The 19,450-nt window shown below is 72.3% G+C and carries 21 protein-coding genes; 10 read left to right on the forward strand and 11 right to left on the reverse strand.

Translation table 11 applies throughout. From position 1 onward, the window contains the following. Window position 1: 1 nt before the first annotated feature. The 3 genes from hsaD to KUV85_RS04295 are packed head-to-tail and all read left to right on the forward strand — an operon-like array spanning window position 2 to window position 2,491. Complete coding sequence (gene hsaD / locus KUV85_RS04285) at window positions 2-928, forward strand: 4,5:9,10-diseco-3-hydroxy-5,9,17-trioxoandrosta-1(10),2-diene-4-oate hydrolase (RefSeq protein WP_219961987.1); 927 nt, start codon at window positions 2-4, stop codon at window positions 926-928. Further along, window positions 925-1,824 (forward strand): iron-dependent extradiol dioxygenase HsaC, encoded by a 900-nt coding sequence (hsaC, locus tag KUV85_RS04290; protein ID WP_237690196.1) that lies wholly within the window; start codon window positions 925-927, stop codon window positions 1,822-1,824. Before hsaD ends, hsaC begins: the two co-directional genes overlap by 4 nt. A gap of 16 nt (window positions 1,825-1,840) precedes the next feature. Then, complete coding sequence (locus KUV85_RS04295; protein WP_219961988.1) at window positions 1,841-2,491, forward strand: flavin reductase family protein; 651 nt, start codon at window positions 1,841-1,843, stop codon at window positions 2,489-2,491. A gap of 19 nt (window positions 2,492-2,510) precedes the next feature. Here KUV85_RS04295 and KUV85_RS04300 read toward each other — a convergent pair whose 3' ends face one another. The 4 genes from KUV85_RS04300 to KUV85_RS04315 form a co-directional block, all read right to left on the reverse strand. Further along, window positions 2,511-3,512 (reverse strand): acyl-CoA dehydrogenase family protein, encoded by a 1,002-nt coding sequence (locus KUV85_RS04300; protein WP_219961989.1) that lies wholly within the window; start codon window positions 3,510-3,512, stop codon window positions 2,511-2,513. After that, on the reverse strand, window positions 3,512-4,459 hold the full coding sequence (locus KUV85_RS04305; RefSeq protein ID WP_219961990.1) for an acyl-CoA dehydrogenase: 948 nt from the start codon (window positions 4,457-4,459) through the stop codon (window positions 3,512-3,514). The genes KUV85_RS04300 and KUV85_RS04305 overlap by 1 nt, the downstream gene beginning before the upstream one ends. A 168-nt stretch (window positions 4,460-4,627) precedes the next feature. After that, window positions 4,628-5,779 (reverse strand): acyl-CoA dehydrogenase family protein, encoded by a 1,152-nt coding sequence (locus tag KUV85_RS04310; protein ID WP_219961991.1) that lies wholly within the window; start codon window positions 5,777-5,779, stop codon window positions 4,628-4,630. After that, window positions 5,779-7,263: a FadD3 family acyl-CoA ligase gene (locus tag KUV85_RS04315; protein ID WP_219961992.1), complete on the reverse strand. Its 1,485-nt coding sequence runs from the start codon at window positions 7,261-7,263 to the stop codon at window positions 5,779-5,781. Before KUV85_RS04315 ends, KUV85_RS04310 begins: the two co-directional genes overlap by 1 nt. 42 nt (window positions 7,264-7,305) lie before the next feature. On the opposite strand from KUV85_RS04315, the gene KUV85_RS04320 reads away from it, so the two are divergent. From KUV85_RS04320 to KUV85_RS04335, 4 genes are all read left to right on the forward strand, one after another. Then, window positions 7,306-8,541: an acyl-CoA dehydrogenase family protein gene (locus KUV85_RS04320; RefSeq protein WP_219961993.1), complete on the forward strand. Its 1,236-nt coding sequence runs from the start codon at window positions 7,306-7,308 to the stop codon at window positions 8,539-8,541. 82 nt (window positions 8,542-8,623) lie between these two features. Further along, window positions 8,624-9,427, forward strand: a complete 804-nt coding sequence (locus KUV85_RS04325) for an SDR family oxidoreductase (protein WP_219961994.1) — start codon at window positions 8,624-8,626, stop codon at window positions 9,425-9,427. Next, window positions 9,420-10,037 (forward strand): TetR/AcrR family transcriptional regulator, encoded by a 618-nt coding sequence (locus KUV85_RS04330; RefSeq protein WP_219961995.1) that lies wholly within the window; start codon window positions 9,420-9,422, stop codon window positions 10,035-10,037. The genes KUV85_RS04325 and KUV85_RS04330 overlap by 8 nt, the downstream gene beginning before the upstream one ends. After that, entirely contained in the window at window positions 10,030-11,196 is a 1,167-nt protein-coding gene (locus tag KUV85_RS04335; protein WP_219961996.1) for an acetyl-CoA C-acetyltransferase, read from the forward strand. The genes KUV85_RS04330 and KUV85_RS04335 overlap by 8 nt, the downstream gene beginning before the upstream one ends. A 103-nt stretch (window positions 11,197-11,299) precedes the next feature. Here the strand turns inward: KUV85_RS04335 and KUV85_RS04340 are convergent, their stop codons facing one another. Continuing rightward, a complete protein-coding gene (locus tag KUV85_RS04340; RefSeq protein WP_219961997.1) occupies window positions 11,300-11,653 on the reverse strand; it encodes a hypothetical protein in 354 nt (117 codons plus the stop codon). Between the two features lie 60 nt (window positions 11,654-11,713). Here KUV85_RS04340 and KUV85_RS04345 point away from each other — a divergent pair, with 60 nt between their 5' ends. Then, window positions 11,714-12,700 carry a GNAT family N-acetyltransferase gene (locus KUV85_RS04345; RefSeq protein ID WP_219961998.1) on the forward strand — a complete coding sequence of 329 codons (987 nt, stop codon included), beginning with the start codon at window positions 11,714-11,716 and terminating at the stop codon, window positions 12,698-12,700. Window positions 12,701-12,712: 12 nt separating this feature from the next. Here KUV85_RS04345 and KUV85_RS04350 read toward each other — a convergent pair whose 3' ends face one another. The 4 genes from KUV85_RS04350 to KUV85_RS04365 are packed head-to-tail and all read right to left on the reverse strand — an operon-like array spanning window position 12,713 to window position 16,300. Continuing rightward, window positions 12,713-13,792, reverse strand: a complete 1,080-nt coding sequence (locus tag KUV85_RS04350; protein ID WP_219961999.1) for an NAD(P)H-dependent flavin oxidoreductase — start codon at window positions 13,790-13,792, stop codon at window positions 12,713-12,715. Continuing rightward, the gene (locus KUV85_RS04355; RefSeq protein ID WP_219962000.1) at window positions 13,789-14,562 is read right to left on the reverse strand and encodes a CoA-transferase subunit beta; all 774 of its coding nucleotides are present in this window, start codon (window positions 14,560-14,562) and stop codon (window positions 13,789-13,791) included. Before KUV85_RS04355 ends, KUV85_RS04350 begins: the two co-directional genes overlap by 4 nt. Then, window positions 14,559-15,458, reverse strand: a complete 900-nt coding sequence (locus KUV85_RS04360; RefSeq protein ID WP_237690197.1) for a CoA transferase subunit A — start codon at window positions 15,456-15,458, stop codon at window positions 14,559-14,561. Before KUV85_RS04360 ends, KUV85_RS04355 begins: the two co-directional genes overlap by 4 nt. Next, window positions 15,455-16,300, reverse strand: coding sequence for an enoyl-CoA hydratase family protein (locus KUV85_RS04365; protein ID WP_219962001.1), 846 nt, complete (start codon window positions 16,298-16,300; stop codon window positions 15,455-15,457). Before KUV85_RS04365 ends, KUV85_RS04360 begins: the two co-directional genes overlap by 4 nt. 42 nt (window positions 16,301-16,342) lie before the next feature. On the opposite strand from KUV85_RS04365, the gene KUV85_RS04370 reads away from it, so the two are divergent. Together KUV85_RS04370 and KUV85_RS04375 are read left to right on the forward strand one after the other, a co-directional pair. Beyond that, on the forward strand, window positions 16,343-17,137 hold the full coding sequence (locus tag KUV85_RS04370) for an SDR family oxidoreductase (RefSeq protein WP_219962002.1): 795 nt from the start codon (window positions 16,343-16,345) through the stop codon (window positions 17,135-17,137). Continuing rightward, window positions 17,134-18,015, forward strand: coding sequence for an SDR family oxidoreductase (locus tag KUV85_RS04375; RefSeq protein ID WP_219962003.1), 882 nt, complete (start codon window positions 17,134-17,136; stop codon window positions 18,013-18,015). The genes KUV85_RS04370 and KUV85_RS04375 overlap by 4 nt, the downstream gene beginning before the upstream one ends. 12 nt (window positions 18,016-18,027) lie before the next feature. Here KUV85_RS04375 and KUV85_RS04380 read toward each other — a convergent pair whose 3' ends face one another. Further along, on the reverse strand, window positions 18,028-19,005 hold the full coding sequence (locus KUV85_RS04380) for an SDR family NAD(P)-dependent oxidoreductase (RefSeq protein WP_219962004.1): 978 nt from the start codon (window positions 19,003-19,005) through the stop codon (window positions 18,028-18,030). A 22-nt stretch (window positions 19,006-19,027) separates the two neighbouring features. Beyond that, window positions 19,028-19,441, reverse strand: a complete 414-nt coding sequence (locus KUV85_RS04385; RefSeq protein WP_219962005.1) for a homing endonuclease associated repeat-containing protein — start codon at window positions 19,439-19,441, stop codon at window positions 19,028-19,030. Between the last annotated feature and the right edge of the window lie 9 nt (window positions 19,442-19,450).

Below are 19,450 nucleotides of genomic sequence, written 5' to 3' on the forward strand. Positions count from 1 at the left end.
CATGAGCGACGCTGCCGCACTGTCCAAGGAGTCGGTACGCCGGTCCGCCACGGTGAAGACCGAGGCCGCCGGCGAGCTGACCCTGAACTACTACGACTCCTCGGTGGTCGAGCCTGTCGAGACCAGGGGCGACCGCCTCCCGCTCATGATGCTCCACGGCGGCGGCCCCGGTGCCTCGGCGTGGTCCAACTTCGGCTCCGCCCTGCCGGGCTTCGCCGCGGAGTACCACACCCTGCTGGTCGACCAGCCGGGTTTCGGCGGCTCGGACAAGCCCGCCGTGGTCGGCAACTACTACCGGTTCGCGGCCGAGGCGGTGGTCGCGCTGCTCGACGAGCTCGGCCTGGAGCAGGTCCACCTGCTCGGCAACAGCCTCGGCGGCGGTACGGCGATGCGGCTCGCGCTGGAGCACCCCGACCGGGTGGCCCGGCTGGTGCTGATGGGGCCCGGTGGGTTGTCGCTCAACCTCTTCCACGCCGACCCGACCGAGGGCGTGCAGCGGCTGATGGACTTCGCCGGCAACCCGACGCGGGAGGCACTGCGGTCCTTCATCTCCACCATGGTCGTCAACCAGGACCTCGTCACCGACGAGCTGGTCGAGGAGCGCTACGTAGACGCCACGGCGCCCGGGGCCCAGGAGGCGATGGCGTCGATGGGGATGTCGTTCTGGAATCCCGAGACCGCCGAGGACGGCATGTTGTGGCGCGAGGCCCACCGGCTGCGCCACCACACGCTGCTGACCTGGGGACGCGAGGACCGGGTCAACCCGCTCGACGGCGCCATGGCGGCGCTGAAACTGATCCCGAAGGCCCGGTTGCACGTCTTCCCCCGCTGCGGGCACTGGGCGCAGATCGAGGCCGCCGACGAGTTCCGAGAGGTGGCCGTGGCCTTCCTCAACCGTCATGCGGCCGGCAACGGAGGTGCGCGATGAGCATCGACATCAAGTCCATGGGCTACGTCCGCGTGGCCAGCACCGACATGGACGCCTGGCAGACCTTCGCCGGCAAGGTGCTCGGCCTCGCCGAGGGACGCGGGCCGAACCCGGACCACCAGTACTGGCGCATCGACCAGGTGTCGGCCCGACTCGTGGTGGTGCCCTCCGACGTCGACCAGCTCGACGCCGTCGGCTGGGAGGTCGCCGACCACCAGGCACTGCAGGACGCGCGTGAGCACCTGCAGAAGGCCGGGGTCGACTTCGAGGAGGGAACCTCCGCCGAGCTCGACGAGCGACGGGTGCAGGAACTGGTGCGCTTCCGCGACCCGTGGGACAACGTCTTCGAGCTCTTCCACGGCATCACCTACGAGGCGCGACCCGCGGTGCCGCCGTACGGCGCGAACTTCGTGACCGGCGACCAGGGCATGGGCCACATCGTGCTGCCCGTCCTCGACGACGTCGAGGCGCTGCGGTTCTACACCGAGGTGCTCGGGTTCCGGTTGCGGGACTCGATGAGCATGCCGGGTGAGTTCGTCGGCAAGGAACCCGGCTCGAAGGTCTGGCTGCGGTTCCTCGGCGTCAACCCGCGGCACCACTCGCTGGCCTTCCTGCCGATGCCCAACCCCAGCAAGTGCGTCCACATCATGCTCGAGGTCGACGAGCTCGACCACGTCGGCCGCGCGCTGGAACGCGTGCGCAAGCACGGTGCGCCGCTCTCGGCGACGCTGGGCCGGCACATGAACGACGAGATGATCTCGTTCTACGTGAAGTCCCCGGCCGGCTTCGACGTCGAGTTCGGCACCGACGGACTCCGTGTGGACGACCAGACCTGGGTCGCCCGTGAGTCGACGGCCGTCTCCTACTGGGGCCATGACTTCGGCGCCGGGACCTGAGGCTACCGTGGCTCGCGTGCCGACCGACCGCTCCGAGGACGCCGACTTCCTGGCCGGCGTGAGCCCCGATGCCCGCGAGACCTGGCCCTCGTCCTCACTGATCGACTCCTGGCTCGGCGACGAGGACGTCGACTTCCAGTTCCGTCCCGGTGAGGACGTCGCCGTCCACGACGACCCCGCGGCCCGCGCCGCGGCGCGGCTCTTCCGCGACGTGGTCGGCCGCTTCGCCTCCGGCATCACCGTCGTGACCACCATGAGCGGTGAGGAGCCGATCGGCATGACGCTGCAGTCCTTCTGCAGCGTCTCGCTCGAGCCGCCGCTGGTGCTGTTCTCGCCGGCGAAGACCTCCCGTGCGTGGCCGCTGATGCAACGGTCCGGCCGGTTGGCGATCAACGTGCTCGCCGCGGACCAGCAGGACGTGTCGAACCAGATGGCCACCCGCGGCATCGACAAGTTCGACGGCATCACCTGGCAGCCGGGACCGGTGACCGGCTCGCCGCTCATCGACGGCGTGCTCGCCCACCTGGACTGCACGATCCACGCGGTCCACGAGGCCGGCGACCACTATGTCGTCCTGGCGCGGGTGGAACACCTCGCTGCCGGCGCGGACGCCGGCACGGACGCGCCGCTGCTCTACTTCCAGGGCGGCTACCGCACCACCGACTGAGCGCTCCCGGACGGCGACGTCACAGCGGGATGCGGCTGCGGTGCTCGTGTGGGGCACCGAAGAGCTGCCCCAGCGCGTGGGCCCGCTTGAACACCAGGTGGGCGTCGTGCTCCCAAGTGATCGCGATGCCGCCGTGGAGCTGGATGCACTCCCCGGCGAGGTGGGCGGCGGCCTCGCCTCCGTAGGACGCGGCTGCGTGCGTGAGGTACGCCGCCTGCTCGGCCGCTGTCTCCGGGTCGGCCAGCGCGTGGCTCGCCGCCCAGCTGGCCGACCTGGCGATCTCGAGCCGCGCGAGCATGTCGGCCATGCGGTGCTTGAGGGCCTGGAACGAGCCGATGGGACGGCCGAACTGCTCGCGTTCGGCGCTGTGGTCCACCGTCATCCGCAGCGCACGGTCGCACAGGCCCACGGCCAGGGCGGCGGCCCCGGCGGATCCCACGAGCTCGGCGCGCTCGCGTGCCGCGGTGCCGTCGCCGATCGGGGTGCGGGGGGCGTCGGGGGACACGCGGGCGAGGCGCAGCGTCTGGTCCATCGACTCCCGCCACCGGGGCGCGGTGCCAGTGACGTCGACCTCGACCAGGTCGCTGCCGTCCGGCGACAGCCCGAGCACGATCCCGGCGCGGTCCCCGTCCAGGACGACCTCCTCGTCGAGGGCGAGGGTGGCGATCGAGCCGGCCGCGATCCGGGGGAGCAGGCGTTCACGTGCCGCGGCATCACCACCGGCGAGGAGCGCCTCGGTGGCGACGACGGTCGCGAGGAGGGGGCTGGGTGCCAACGATCGCCCGATCTCCTCCAGCGCGACCGCCGCCTCGAAGAACGACGCACCGAAGCCGTCGTACTCCTCGGGGACGGCGAGTGCGGCGACGCCGACCTGCGTGCACAGTCGCTCCCACAGGTCCGGGTCGTGGCCCTGCTCGGCGGCCATCGCGCGACGCACCGCAGCCGGGTCGGCATGGCGATCGAGCACGGCGCGGACGGTCGCGGCGAGCTCGGACTGCTCCTCGCTGAGGGCGAATTCCATCAGGCACTCCCGATCCGCTCGCCCAGCAGCGAGTCCAGGATGCGCGACCGGTGGAAGGCCGGCGTGCCCCACGCGGTGACCAGCGCACGGATCCTGGTGAGGAAGACGCTGAGGTCGTGCTCCCGGGTGTAGCCGATCGCCCCGTGCACCTGGAGGCCGACCCGCGAGGCGAGGTACGCCGCCTCGGCGGCCTGGACCTTCGCCGCGGACACCGATCGTTCGGCGGTCCCGGCGGGTTCACTCAGGGCGACCGCGGCGCCGTACACCAGCGGCTGGGCGAAGTCGAGGGCGATCCGCACGTTCGCCAGCTGGTGCTTGATCGCCTGGTAGGAGCCGATCTCGCGGCCGAACTGGCGGCGCTGCGTCACGTAGGTCACCGAGTCGGCCAGCACCCGTTCGCCCAGGCCGAGCAGCTGCGCGGCCGTCGCCAGGGCGGCGAGGTCGAAGGCCCTCGAGCCGGAGACCCCCGCGACGTCGACCGCCTCCCCGACGCGGAAGAGGCGGCGCGTCGGGTCGACGGAGACCACCGGCTCGGACGCACGGCGCTCCGGCGGGACCAACGTGGGCTCACCCCGGCCGCTGTCGAGGTAGACGGCCTCGGCCACGTCGGCGTCCAACGCGTACGGGGTGTGCGGTGGAACCGCGACGGTCGCGACACCGGCGACCTCGCGGCCCAGCGCCACGGGCAGGTACGCCGCCGACTCCACCCACGGGCCCGGGACGGAATGGCGCCCGAGCACCTCGAACGCGACGCAGACCTCGACGGGGCTCGCCTCGGTGGCGAGCATCGTGACGCCCTGCTCGGCCAGCCGCGCCCACAACGTGAGGCCGGCGGCGTGGTCGCCCTCGGCCCACGCACGCGCCACCGCGATCGGGTCGCTGCCGGCGACGAGCTTGTCCAACGAGCGGGCGAAGTCCCGCTGGTCCGTGGTGTGCTCGAACCTCATGCTCGCGCTCCCTTCGCCTCGCGGCGTGATTGTGCTCGGCTCAGTGCGCGCGGCAGTGGTTGCGTCGGGGTGGTGGTGCGGTTCATGCCCGCGCTCCCTTCGCCTCGCGGCGTCCTCGTGCTCGGCTCAGTGCGCGCGGCAGTGGTTGCGTCGGGGTGGTGGTGCGGTTCATGCCCGCGCTCCCTTCGCCTCGCGGGGCAGTCCGAGCACGCGCTCCGCGATGATGTTGCGCTGGATCTCGTTGGTGCCGGCGTAGATCGGGCCCGACAGCGAGAAGAGGTAGCCGTCGAGCCAGGGGCCGGCGACCTCCGCCTCCGGCCCGAGCAGGTCCAGCGCCGTCTCGTGCAGGGCGACGTCGAGCTCGCTCCACCACACCTTGTTGACCGATCCCGCCGCGCCCATCTCGCCGCCGTCGGCGAGCCGAGTCACGGTGCCCCAGGTGTAGAGCCGGTAGGCCTCGGCACGGATCCAGGCGTCGACCACGCGCTCAGTGGCCGATGAGGTGCGCGTCGCGGCGTACAGGTCGACGAGACGGTCCGCCGCCGCGCAGAAGCGGCCCGGGGAGCGCAGCGAGAGGCCACGCTCGTTGCCGGCCGTGCTCATCGCCACCCGCCAGCCGTCCCCGGGGGCGCCGAGCACGTCGGCATCGGGCACGAAGACGTCCTCGAAGAACACCTCCGCGAACCCGGGCTCGCCGTCGAGCTGGGCGATGGGCCGCACCGTGATCCCCGCGGCGTCCAGCGGGAAGCAGAAGTAGGTCAGTCCGTCGTGCTTGCGCTGCGCGTCCGGGTCGGAGCGGAACAACCCGAAACCCCAGTCGGCGAACGGTGCGCGCGACGACCAGGTCTTCTGACCGTTGAGCACCCAGCCGCCCCGCTCGTCGTCCCGGCGTGCGGTGGAGGAGAGGGACGCCAGGTCAGAGCCCGCCTCGGGCTCGGACCAGCACTGGGCCCAGATCTGCTCCCCGGTGGCCATGGTCGGCAGCCAGCGACGCTGCTGCTCGGGATTGCCGTGGCCGAAGATGATCGGCGCGAGCAGGAAGATGCCGTTCTGGGAGACCCGGCCGGGTGCCCCGGCCCGGTAGTACTCCTCCTCGAAGACCACCCACTCCACCAGGGAGGCGTCCCTGCCGTGGAACTCCTCGGGCCACGACACCACCGACCAGCGGTCCGCGGCGAGACGCGCCTCCCACTCCTGGTGGGCCCGCCACCCCGGAGACGTGTCCATCGACGGCAGGGGGTCGGCGGGCACGTTGGCCGCCAGCCACGCGCGCGCCTCGTCGCGGAAGGCGAGCTCGCCCGGGCTCAGGTCCAGGTCCATCAGCGGTCCTCCCGCTCGTGCGCACGTCGCAGCTCGTTCTTGAGCACCTTGCCCGCCAGGTTGCGGGGCAGCGCGTCGAGGTGCACCACGTGCCGCGGCACCTTGAAGTTGGCCAGTCTTTCCTTGGCGAACGCCTGCACGTCCTCCGCGCTCGCCGTGCCGACGACGTACGCCGTCCCGACCTCGCCCATCCGATCGTCGGGCAGGCCGACGACGGCGACGTCCGCGACGCCCTCGGCGCGGAGCAGCACCTGCTCCACCTCGGCGGGGTAGACGTTGAAGCCGCCGGAGATGTACATGTCCTTGAGGCGGTCGGTGATGCGGAGGTTGCCCTGCTCATCGAGCTCCCCGACGTCACCGGTGTGCAGCCAGCCGTCGGCATCGATCGCGGCCGCGGTCGCCTCCGGGTCGTCGAGGTAGCCCAGCATCACGAAGTCCCCCCGCACCAGCAGCTCGCCCTCGGCGCCGATGGCGGTCTCCATGCCGGGGATCGCCCGGCCGCAGGTCGCGGCGACCAGCTCGGCCGGGTCGCCGTCACGCGCCATGGTGACGACCACCGCCTCGGTCATGCCGAACGCGGTGACGACGGTGTCGATCCCCAGGTCCTCGCGCATCCGCTCGATGAGCACGACCGGGATGACCGCGGCCCCGGTGACGGCGAGCCGCAACGAGGACAGGTCGTGGTCGCCGCGGTCCGGTGCGGTCAGCAGCGACTGGTAGATCGTCGGTGCGCCCGGGAGCACGGTGATCTGCTCCTCCTGGATGGCGCGCATCGTGCCCGTCGGGTCGAAGGTCGCCATCGGGTACAACGTGGCGCCGGTGGTGAGTCCGGTGACGATGCCGACCTTGTAGCCGAAGGAGTGGAAGAACGGGTTGAGGACCAGGTAGCGGTCCTCGGCGGTGACGCCGCCGAGCTCGCCCCAGGCGCGCGCCACGCCGACGGTCTGGCGGTGGGCACTCATGGCGCCCTTGGGGCTGCCGGTCGTGCCCGAGGTGAACAGCACGTCCGCGACGTCGTCGGGGGAGACGGCCGCGGCGACCTCGTCGATCCCACCGGGCTCCTCCGTGACCCGGTCGAGGTCGGCGATGTCGATGATCTCCGCCACCGACGACAGGCCGCTGGCCGCGCGGAGGTCGGCGACCTGGGTGCGTCCCAGGAAGCCGTCGGCGACCACGACCAGGACCGCACCGGTGCGGTCGACGATGTCGGCGGCCTCGGGGCCGGTGTAGCGGGAGTTGATCGGCACGAGCGTGCCGCCGGCGTACGACGTCGCGAGGGCGGCGACGACCCAGTCGATGCTGTTGGGGGCCCAGACGGCGACCCGGTCACCCGGCCCGAGGCCGCGGTTGCGGTAGCCGGCCGCGGTCCGTCGGACGAGGTCGAGCAGGTGGGCGAACGACACGACGCGGTCGCCCTCGACGTACGCCGACTTGTCGCCGTGGGTCGCCGCCGCCGCGCGCAGGGCTGCGGGGATCGTGTCCATGGCGACAACCCTACCAAGCATTTGCTTGGTATGCTGGGTGGTGTGGACCTGACCGAGAGCGCGGAGGACCGTGCGTTCCGAGCCGAGGTCGCCGCGTGGCTCGGTGACCACCTCGTCGGCGAGTGGCGCGACCTGTGCGGTCGTGGCGGGCCGGGGCGCGACCACGAGGCCTTCGAGGAGCGCCTCGCCTGGAACCGCCTGCTGGCCGAGCACGGGTGGACCTGCCTGGGGTGGCCGACCGAGCACGGCGGCCGCGGGGCGAGCCTGTGGCAGCAGGTGATCTTCCACGAGGAGTACGCCCGTGCGAACGCCCCGGCGCGGGTGAACCACCTCGGCGAGGAGCTCCTCGGGCCGACGCTGATCGCCTTCGGGACCCCCGAGCAGCAGCAGCGCTTCCTGCCCCCCATCGTGGCCGTGACCGAGCTGTGGGCGCAGGGCTACTCCGAGCCGGGCGCCGGTTCCGACCTCGCCGCCGTCCAGACGAAGGCGCGGCTGGAGGACCCCGGCACGGGCGGCGGACCCGAGTGGGTCGTGGACGGCCAGAAGGTCTGGACCTCCAACGCCCACGTCTCCGACTGGTGCTTCGTCATCGCCCGCACCGAGCCCGGATCCGCAGCGGAGCAGCGACACCGCGGTCTCTCCTTCCTCCTCGTGCCGCTGCACCAGGTGGGCGTCGAGATCCGCCCGATCGAACAGCTCACCGGGGGGTCGGAGTTCAACGAGGTCTTCTTCTCCGGCGCCCGCACCGACGCCGACCTCCTCGTCGGGGAGCCGGGCAAGGGCTGGGGCGTGGCCATGGGCCTGCTCGGGTTCGAGCGTGGGGTCTCCACCCTGGGCCAGACCGTCGGCTTCGCCCGCGAGCTGGACGGTGTCATCGCGCGGGCGAAGGACAACGGCCGCATCGACGACCCGGTCGTGCGTGACCGGCTCGCCTCGCTCAAGGTCGAGCTCAGCGCGATCCGCAGCTTCGCACTTCGGGCCCTCGCCGCGGTCGAGGGCGGCCAGGACTCCGCCGCCGGCGGTGGGGCGGGCTCGATCTTCAAGCTCGCCTGGGCCAACTGGCACCGCCGGCTCGGGGAGGTCGCGATGGACGTCGCCGGGCGCGACGGCCTCCTCGCCCAGGAGGGCACCGCTCAGGGGTACGACCTCGACGAGTGGCAGCGGCTCTTCCTGTTCTCCCGGGCTGACACCATCTACGGCGGCAGCGACGAGATCCAGAAGAACATCCTCGCCGAGCGCGTGCTCGGTTTGCCGAGAGAGAGGCGGCCGGAGAAGTGAGACGACCGCGATTGGTGACGCAGCCGCCGAACCGAGGCGGACCCATCCGGATCGGTTTGCCGAGAGAGAGGCGGCCCTGGAAGTGAGCACCCAGCGAACCGAGCAACCCGCACCCGACTACGTGCCCGGCCACGACCTGCTCGCGGGCAAGGTCGTGGTGGTCACCGCGGCGGCCGGCGCCGGCATCGGTGCCGCGGCCGCCCGACGCGCACTGGAGGAGGGGGCCACGGCGGTGGTGCTCGGCGACACCCACGAGCGCCGGTTGGGCGAGGCCGAGGCCACGCTCGCCGAGGAGTTCGGCGCCGACCGGGTCCGGCAGCGCGTCTGCGACGTCACCGACGAGGAGCAGGTGACCGGACTGCTCGACGCCGCCGACGAGTTCGGTGGGGTCGACGTACTGATCAACAACGCCGGCCTCGGTGGCACGGCGAGCATCCTGGAGATGACCGACGAGGAGTGGTCGCGGGTCCTGGACATCACCCTGACCGGCACCTTCCGGTGCATCCGGGCCGCGGGTCGCCGGATGAGCGGGGCCGGGACGCGGGGCGTGATCGTCAACAATGCCTCGGTCATCGGCTGGCGCGCGCAGGAGGGGCAGGCCCACTACGCCGCCGCCAAGGCGGGCGTGATGGCGCTGACCAGGTCGGCCGCCATGGACCTCGCCGAGCACGGCATCCGGGTCAACGCGGTCTCGCCGAGCCTGGCCATGCACCCGTTCCTGGAGAAGGTGACCTCCGCCGAGCTGCTCGGCGAGCTCAAGCAGCGGGAGGCCTTCGGCCGGGCCGCGGAGCCATGGGAGGTCGCCAACGTGATGGTGTTCCTCGCCAGTGACTACTCCTCCTACCTCACCGGTGAGGTCCTGTCCGTGAGCAGCCAACATGCCTGAGTCCAACGCCAACGCGGCCGGGACGCGACGCAGCGAACTGCTGCAGATCGCCGCGGAGCTCTTCGCCGAGAAGGGGTTCCGCAACACCACGGTGCGCCACATCGCCGACGCCGCCGGGATCCTGTCCGGCAGCCTCTACCACCACTTCGACTCCAAGGAGTCGATGGTCGACGAGATCCTGCGCAGCTTCCAGGAGGAGCTCTTCGGGCAGTACGACGCGATCCTCGCCAGCGACGCCGACGCCCGCACCAAGCTAGAGGAGGCGGTGCGCGTCTCCTTCGCCGCGATCGACCAGCACCCCCACGAGGTGGCGATCTTCCAGAACGACGCCGGCCACCTGGGCGCCCACGAGCGCTTCGGCTACCTCGCCGAGCGCAACGCCCAGTCACGCCAGGTGTGGGTGACCCTGCTCGAGGAGGGGGTGCGCACCGGCGTACTCCGCCCTGACCTGGACGTGACGCTCACCTTCCGCTTCATCCGCGACACGGTGTGGGTGGCCGTGCGCTGGTACCGCCCCGGCGGCGGGCTCGCCCACACCGACATCGCCGACCAGTACATCCGCATCCTGCTCGACGGGATCGCCGCATCCCAGGGGGAGTCCCATGCCTGAGGCCTACATCGTCGACGCCGTCCGTACGCCGGTCGGCAAGCGGCGGGGAGCGCTCGCCGAGGTGCACTCGGCCGACCTCGCGGCCCACTCACTGGCCGCGCTGGTGGACCGCACCGGCGTCGACCCGGGCGCCGTGGACGACGTGATCCTCGGCTGCTGCGACACCATCGGCTCCCAGGCCGGCGACGTCGCGCGGACCGCGTGGCTGGTCGCCGGACTGCCCGACCACGTGCCCGGGGTGACGATCGACCGGCAGTGCGGCTCCTCGCAGCAGGCGGTGCACTTCGCCGCGCAGGGGGTGCTGTCGGGCACCCAGGACCTGGTGGTCGCCGGGGGAGTGCAGAACATGAGCGCGATCCCGATCTCGGCCGCGATGCTGGTGGGGCAGCAGTACGGCTTCAGCACCCCCTTCGCCGAGTCGCCCGGCTGGGTCGCGCGCTACGGCGACGTCGAGGTGAGCCAGTTCAACTCCGCGGAGATGATCGCGGAGAAGTGGGACATCGACCGGGTGGCGATGGAGGAGTACGCACTCGCGTCCCACGAGCGGGCGCGCGCGGCGATTGCCGAGGGTCGCTTCGGCCGGGAGATCGTGCCGGTGGCCCTGCCCGACGGGACCACCTTCGACACCGACCAGTGCCCCCGCGAGACCTCGCTGGCGAAGATGGCCGACCTCGAGCCCCTGGCGCCGGGAGGTCGGATCACCGCTGGCGTCGCGTCCCAGATCTGCGACGCCTCCTCGGCCCTGCTGATCGCCTCCGAGCAGGCGGTCGCCGACCACGACCTCACGCCCCGTGCGCGGATCCACCACCTGTCGGTGCGCGGCGACGACCCGGTGTGGATGCTCACCGGCCCCATCGCCGCGACCCGGCACGCCCTCGAGCGCACGGGGCTCATCGTCGACGACATCGACCTGTTCGAGTGCAACGAGGCGTTCGCGTCCGTCGTACTCGCCTGGATGGCGGAGACGGGCGTGCCCCACGAGAAGGTCAACGTCAATGGCGGTGGCATCGCGCTCGGCCACCCGATCGGCGCGACCGGCACCCGCCTGATGGCCACGCTGCTGAACGAGCTCGAGCGCACCGGCGGCCGCTACGGCCTGCAGACGATGTGCGAGGGCGGCGGCCAGGCCAACGTCACGATCATCGAACGACTCGGCTGAGCGAGCACGCGCCGAGGGTTGTCCTGCGTTCGTTTACCTTGTCGGGCACTGCAGTGCCCGACAAGGTAAGCGATCCCCGGCCGACCGGGGATCGCTCCCCGCGTCAGCGCAGGAAGACCCACCACCAACCGGCCAGGCCCGGCAGCAGCCCGAGGGTGAGCCAGGGCGAGAGGACGGGGCGGCGCAGGATGGCGAGGGCGGCGGCGACGCCGAGCACCATCGAGGCGGTGCCGAGCGCGATCAGCACCACCTGGGCGTCGAGGCGGTCCTCGGCGACGTGGTCGGCGGCGAGGACCAGCCCGAAGGAGAGGTGCAGGATCGTGGTGAGGACGAGCACCGAGATCACGATGCGCTGCACGCGGTGCAGCCGCGCGAGGTCCGCGGGGTCGGGCGCCTCGGGCGGTGCCGAGGGGTCCATCAGGTGCTTGCGTCGCGGCGCCGGACCGGTGTCGTTCACGGACTCAGCGTAGGGCGAAAACCAGTGGCCGATCCCGCCGGGGCGCGGCAGGCTGTCGCCATGGAGATCGTCGCGTTCGATCCCGACGACGCCGGGGCCACCGCGGCGTACGCCGAGGTGTTCAATGCCGCCAACCTGGCCACCGCGCCGTGGCGCGACCCGGAGACGCCGGAGTCGATCGCCGGCTACCTGCGCTACTCGTGGGACCTCGAGCCGGGCACGCCCTACCTGGGGCGGGTGGACGGACAGGTCGTGGCCGTCGGCACGATCGAGACCACCGAACGGGACAACCAGCACTTCGCGTGGTTCGACCTCTCGGTCCGCCCCGACCACCAGCGACGCGGGCACGGCAGCGCCCTGCTGGCCCACCTCGAGGCCGAGGCGACCCGGCGTGGCCGCACGATGGGCGGGTTTGCCGCCGACGAGCACCCGGCGCTCGACGGCTTCGCCGCCCACCACGGCTACGAGCGTGCCTACGTCGAGGTCGAGCGACGCCAGTACCTCGCCGAGGTCGACTGGCCCGCCGTCGACGCGGCGTACGACGCCGCGCTGCCGCACGCAGCGGACTACGCCTTCGAGCGGCACAGGTTCCCCACGCCTGCCGAGGACCTGGCCGAGCTCGCGGAGGTGACGGCGGTGATCAACGATGCGCCGACCGATGACCTGGCGATCGAGGACGAGGTCTACACCGCTGACCGGGTGCGGGACTACGAGGCGGCGCAGCTCGGGCGCGGCCACCGGATGTACCGCGTCGTGGCCCGCCATCGTGGCTCCGGCGCACTCGCCGGCCACACGGTCGTGGGTGCGGAGGGCGCTCGCCCCGGGGTGGGTGGCCAGCACGACACGGCAGTCTCCCCGGACCATCGTGGCCACCGTCTCGGGCTGCTGCTCAAGGTCGAGATGCTGCGGTGGCTGCGCGAGGTGGAGCCGGAGCTGGACCACATCGACACCGGCAACGCCGGCAGCAACGCCCACATGATCGCCATCAACGAGCTGCTCGGCTACCGCGTGATGGCCCGGGTACCGGGCTACCAGCGGACCCTGTGAGGCTCAGCTTGCTCAGTCCGTCGCGTCGAGCGTGTACGCCGCCGCACGGCCGAGCTCGTCGGCGGCCCGCGTGACGATGCGGTCGAGGAGCTCCTCGCAGCTGGGCAGGTCGTCGATCATCCCGACGACCTGGCCGCTGGCGAGGACGCCTGCGTCGGTGTCGCCCTCGACCAGGCCCGCCTTGAGCATCGTCGGCGTGTTCGCGGCGAGCGCCATCTGGCCCAGGGAACGTCCCTGTTCGCGGCGCATCGCCCGGCCGTCCCTGGCCAACTGCCACCACGACAGGCCCGAGTCCCGTTTGAACTCCCGGGTGCGGCGCACGGTCGGTCCGAGGCGCTTGACCGCGCTGGTCTCCTCCAGCCCCTCGACGAAGGGGGTGCGCAGCATGCGGTGCGGCATCCCGTCGGCCTTCGCGGTCACGACCGTGTCGGTCAGCCCGTGGTCGAGGTAGAGCTGCTTGACGGCGTCGGGCACTGCGCTGTCGCGGGTGAGCAGGAAGCGCGTGCCCATGCCGACGCCGGCGGCTCCGTAGGACAGGGCGGCGGCGAGCCCGCGACCGTCGAAGAACCCGCCGGCGGCGACCACGGGGATGTCGACCGCGTCGAGGACGGAGGGCAACAGCAGCGTCGTGGGCACCGGTCCGGTGTGGCCGCCGCCCTCTCCGCCCTGCACCATCACCGCGTCCGCACCCCACGAGGCGACCTTCCGGGCGTGCTTGGCGGCCCCGATCGAGGGCATCACGACGACGTCGTGCTCCTTGAGCCGCGCGATGAGCTCCGGTCGGGGGGCCAGGGCGAAGGACGCCACCTTCACGCCGTGCTCGATCAGCAGGCGGCAGCGGTCGGCCGCGTCACCGGCGTCGGCCCGCAGGTTGACGCCGAACGGCTGGTCGGTGCGCTCCTTCACCTCCACGATGGCCTTCTCGAGGTCGTCGAGGGTCATCGTCGCCGACGCCAGGATCCCGAGCCCGCCGGCGTTGGCCGTGCCCGACACGAGGCGGGGACCCGACACCCACCCCATGCCGGTCTGCACCACGGGGTGGCGGACGCCGGTGAGCTCGGTCAGCGGGGTGCGCAGGCGCTGCTCGATCATGCCGGCTCCCCGTCGGGCTCGGGCACCTCGTTGAAGCGCAGTCCCTTCGGGTCGAGCACCTCACGGATGAGGACGAGCTCCTCGGTGGTGGGTTCGCGGGTGGTGGCGACGTCCGCGGGCACCTCGAGGGCGAACCCGGTCGCCTCGACCACCTCGTCCGGACCCACGCCCGGGTGGATGCTGAGCAGGCGCACCGTGTCGTCGGGGCCGTGCACGTCGAACACGGCGAGGTTGGTGACGATCCGGTGGATGTCGTGGTGCTTCGTCGCCGCGGGGCCGGCTTCCCGGGCGCGGCGGGGGCCGACGCCGGAGACGACGTCGACCTGCTCGACGAAGACCCTGGGGGAGTGCTTGGGCACCCAGTACGACGTGCGGTTGTTGACCGTGTTGCCGGGGGCGCCCCGCGATCCCAGCAGCTGCCGCTTCGGACGCTCGTGCGGCCCGATGGCGGAGATGTTCTGGTTGCCGTGGCGGTCCACCTGCGTCGCGCCCATCATCACGTGGCGCTTGCCGTGCGCGACGATGTCGAAGACCTGCCGGAAGGGCACGAATCCCTCGACGACCTCGGCCGTCGAGCCCAGCGGCGGGACGCCGCCGAGGAAGAGGCTCTGTCCGTCGGAGAGCACCAGGTCCGGGTTGGAGGTCAACCTCGCGAGTCGCACGCCCAGCATCGGGAGCAACCCCATCGGACTGCCGAAGATCTCGCCGTCCTCGGCGAAGGCGTCGGCGATGGCCGCCGCACACACGTCTGCTCGCGTCACGTCGCTCACTGCTCCTCCTCGAACGCGGTCACCGCGGCCTGGTACGCCGCCTCGTCGCCGGCGAGGAACCGGTCGTGGAACGCCTGCCAGTCCTCCTCGGTGCCCTTGGCTGCGGCCGCGTAGGCCTTCTGGAAGCGCTCGTCGCGCTCGTGGTCCGGCGTACACATGGTGAAGTGGCCGCCGCGGGGGGTCTCGACCACGCCGTCGACGAGCATCCGGTTGAGCAGCAGCCGCTGGACCGGGATCGGGGGCGGTCCCGCGGTGAGGCCGGCCGTGTCGACGACCTGCTCGACACTGACGTAGGTGCGGTCGGCGGCCATCGCGAAGAGGTCGTCGAAGTACGGGTCGGGGCCGAGGTAGGCGGCGTTGCCGTGCGGATCGGCTCGGTCGAGGTGCACCAGTGCGACGTCGAGGTCCAGGGCGGGCACCGCGACGAACTCCTCGTGGACTCCCTCGTCGTCGGGGTAGGGGCTGCTGATCGTGCGCAGGCCGGGGTTGGTGACCAGCACGTCGGAGCCGAGGCCGGCGCGCATCGGCAGGAACGGCAGGCGCTGCGAGGCCGCCCGCAGGCCGGTGAGGAACATGCCCTCGTCCCACTCCTCGACATCGGGGATGGTGCCCTCCTGCCGGGCGCGGGCGAAGTTCGGCTCGATCGGCACGGTGTCGAGGGTGACGAAGGCGAAGGTGAGCTTGCCGATCTTGCCCGCCCGCGCCAGGAGTCCCACGTCCGGTCCACCCCAGCTGACGACGTGGAGGTCGGTGAGGTCGGAGTTGCACAGGGCGCGGACGAGGGCCATCGGCTTGCGCCGTGACCCCCACCCGCCGATACCGACGGTCATGCCCGACTCCAGCGAGCCGACGACTTCCTCGATCGACATCTGCTTGTCGCGGGGCCTGCTGCTCACTGCTCGTCCTCCGTCGCTGGGGTGGGTCCACTCGTCGGCCGCGCCTGCGCACCCGTTGGTCGAGCCTGCGCACCCGTTGATCGAGCCTGTCGAGATCCCTTCTCGGTGCCGGCGAACCCGTCACGGAGCTGGTCACTGACGCCGGCCAGGTTGAGCTCGAAGGTGAAGCCCTGCTCGAACCGGTAGGAAGCGTTGACGTCGACGGGGTCGATGCCGTTGAGCGCCTCCTTGGCCGCGCGGATGACACGCGGGTCCTTGGCGGCGATCTCACCGGCGACGGCGAGCGCGGCATCGTCGAGCCGGTCGCGCGGCACCACCTCCAGCACCGAGCCGAACTGCACCAGGTCGGCAGCCGGGATGGTGCGCGCGGTGAAGTAGAGCGTGCGCATGAGGTGCTGCGGCACCAGCCTCGCCATGTGGGTGGCGGCGCCGAGGGCGCCCTGGTTGACCTCGGGGACGCCGAAGTAGGCGTCGTCGCTGGCGACCACGCAGTCGGCGTTGCCCACCAGGCCGACGCCCCCGCCGAGGCAGTGGCCGGCGACGGCGGCCACGACGGGCACCGCGCACTCGTAGACGGCCTTGAACGCGGCGTGGCAGCCGCGGTTGGCGCCGAGGAGGGCGTCGAACCCGCTCGTCTGCTGCATCTGCTTGATGTCGACGCCGGCGTTGAAGCCCTTGCCCTCCGCGCGGAGCACCACCACGCGGGTGGCCGGGTCCGCACCGGCCTCGTCAAGCGCCGCCGCGACGTCGTACCACCCCTGCACGGTCAGGGCGTTGACCGGTGGGGCGTCCATGGTGACGACGCGGATCCCGTCGTCGCGGAGCGTGCTCGTGATGGGCATGCCCGAACCCTACCAAGCATTTGCTTGGTATGCTCTGGAGCCATGTCCATCGAAGTGGATCTCCACGGCAGGGTCGCGCTGGTCACCGGCGGCACGCGCGGCATCGGGCGTGGCATCGCCGAGGTGCTGCTCGAGGCGGGCGCCACGGTCGTGGTGTGCTCCCGCTCCGTGGCCGAGCCTCCGGCCGGTGCCACCCATCGCACCTGCGACGTTCGGGACCCGGAGTCGGTCGCCGAGCTCGTCGACGGAGTCCTCGCCGACCACGACCGGCTCGACATCGTGGTCAACAACGCCGGCGGTGCGCCCTACGCCCCCGCAGCGGAGGCCTCGCCGCGGCTCCACGAGAAGGTCGTGGGACTCAACCTGGTCGCCCCGCTGCTGGTCAGCCAGGTCGCGCACCGGGCCATGGCCGAGCGCGGCGGGGGAGTGATCCTCAACGTCTCCTCCATCGGTGCCACGCGCCCCTCGCCGGGCACGGCGGCGTACGGCGCCGCGAAGGCCGGGCTCGACGCGCTCACCACCTCGCTGGCCCAGGAGTGGGGCACCGACGGGGTGCGGGTCAACGCCATCGACGTCGGACTCGTCCGCACCCCCGACACCGCCGACCACTACGGAGGGGACACCACGGTCGCGGCGATCGAGCGCACGATCCCCCTGGGCCGGATGGCCGACCCGCGCGAGGTCGGTCGGGTCGCGGCGTTCCTGGCCAGCGACCTCGCCTCCTACGTCACCGGAGCCTGCGTGGCCTGCCACGGCGGGGGAGAGCCGCCGGTCTTCCTGCACATCGTCCAGTCGGGCCCGGCCGGGTCCGCCACCGAGGAGAAGGAGCACCAGTGAGCAACCTGTTGGAGGGTCGCGTTGCCATCGTCACCGGGGCCGCACGCGGTATCGGCCGCGCCCACGCGCTGGAGCTGGCCCGTCACGGCGCGAAGGTCGTGGTCAACGACTACGGCGTGACCCTGGCCGGGGAGCACGACGACGACACCGCCGCGCACGAGGTCGTGCGCGAGATCGAGGCGGCGGGCGGGGAGGCCGTCGTCAACGGCGCGGACGTCGCCGACTTCGACGCCGCGGCGGCGCTGGTGCAGCAGGCGATCGACACCTTCGGTGGCCTCGACGTGCTGGTCAACAACGCCGGGTTCGTGCGCGACCGGATGCTGGTCAACACCTCTGAGGAGGAGTGGGACGCGGTCATCCGGGTGCACCTGAAGGGCCACTTCGCGACGATGCGCCACGCCGGTGCGTGGTGGCGCGCCGAGGCGAAGGCGGGGCGTCAGCGGGCCGCGCGCGTCATCAACACCTCCTCCGGCGCCGGGCTGCAGGGCTCGATCGGCCAGGCGACGTACTCGGCTGCGAAGGCCGGCATCGCGGGTCTCACCCTGGTCGCGGCCGCGGAGCTCGGGCGGTACGGCGTCACCGTCAACGCGATCGCGCCGGTGGCGCGGACCCGCATGACCGAGGGCGCCTTCGACACCTCCGCCATGCCCGAGCCCGAGGACAACTCGCCGGTCGTGGCCTGGCTGGCCTCGGAGGGGGCCGGCGACGTGACCGGGCGGGTCATCGAGATCGAGGGCAGCACGATGACGGTGGAGGACGGCTGGCGCCACGGCGCGGCGACCACCGCCGAGGGGCGGTGGGACGCCGCCGAGGTCGGCCCGGCGCTGCGCGACCTGCTGGCCGGTGGCACGGCGCCGGAGCCGGTCTACGGCACCTGAGCCCCGCTCTGGTCAGGGGCTCTCGACCGGGTCCAGGTCGAGCGCCGCCGCGGTCCATGCCCAGAACCGGTCACGTTCCACCGCGCCGGTCCGCGTGCGGGCCAGCAGGTGGGTGTCGCGTCGCCGGCGGTCGTGCCAGAACGTCCCCGAGGAGCCGTCCCCGCCGGTCGCCGCGAGCCACACGGTGGTGTCGGCACCCTGGGCCGCGCTGCGCAGCAGCGGGCCGGTGATGCGGTGGAAGGTCGGCAGGGAGTCGACGACGCCGGGGGTGTCGGCCCAGCCCGGGTGGGTGGCCGTCACCTGGACCTCCCGGGCGTGCCAACGGTCGGCGAGGACCGGGAGGAGCTCCACCTGGCCGCGCTTGCTGCGGGCGTACGCCGTCGTCGGCGAGTACTCGCCGTTGCGGTACTCCGGGTCGTCGTCACGGAGCCGTTGGCCGTACATACCGCCCGAAGTCACCATGATGGTCCGGCCGCCGGCCAGCAGCGGCAGCAGCAGCTCGGTGAGCAGCACCGGCCCGAGCACGTGCAGCGACATGGTGAGCTCGTGCCCCTGCGGCGACTCGGTCCGCTCCGGCGGCATCGCGCCGGCGTTGTGCACCAGCACGTCGACCCTGTCGAGCCGGTCGAGGAGCTCGGTCGCGCAGCGGCGTACATCGCCGAGGTCGCCGATGTCGCAGCGCACGGCATGCAGGTCGGCCCCGGGCACCCGGTCGCGGATCCCGGCCATCACGCCCTCGGCCTTGTCGGTGTCGCGCACCATCAGGTGCACCGTGGCGCCGAGCGCGGCCAGGCCCTCGGCCGTGGCAAGGCCCAGGCCGGAGGTCGCTCCGGTGACGATGGCGACCTGGCCGCGGAGGGACCCGGGCGTGGGGTCGGCGGGCCAGCCCGGGAGGCGGCGGCGGACGGCCCAGCCGATCTTGGTGTAGCCCGGCGCGACGGTCTTGTCCAGGGCCGTGTCGATGAACGAGCTCAGGCGTTGGGTGCGCATGCCCCGACGCTAGCGCGGCGTCTCACCCGTGGCCCGCCGCATCCCGTGCCGCCGTGGTCGCCGCCGACCACGACCCGTGCGCGTTGCGGACGGTCTGGCCGCTCGGCGCGTCGGCGCGGCCCTTCGCCCACGCCTGGTAGGCGGCGAAGCTGGTGCCCGCCTCCGGGTCGGCGAGGAACTCGCGGACGCTGGCGGTCACCCGTTCCGCTGTCCACTTCTTGCCGGTGCCGCCGGGAGCGGCGTGCGCGGAGAGTCCGGCCCGCTGGCAGGCGGTGCGCCAGGCGCCGAAGCGTTGCACGATCCGGGCACTGCTGGGCAGACCGTGGGTGCGCTGCACCCGGTCGTACGCCGCCACCGGGAGCGGGTCGCCGGCCTCGGCCGCCGCTCGGCGCAGGGCGTCCAGCAGGGCGGTGTCGTCGTACTGCTGGTGGGCCACGCCGTGACC

The organism is Nocardioides panacisoli (assembly GCF_019448235.1).
Classification (GTDB): Bacteria; Actinomycetota; Actinomycetes; order Propionibacteriales; family Nocardioidaceae; genus Nocardioides; species Nocardioides panacisoli_A.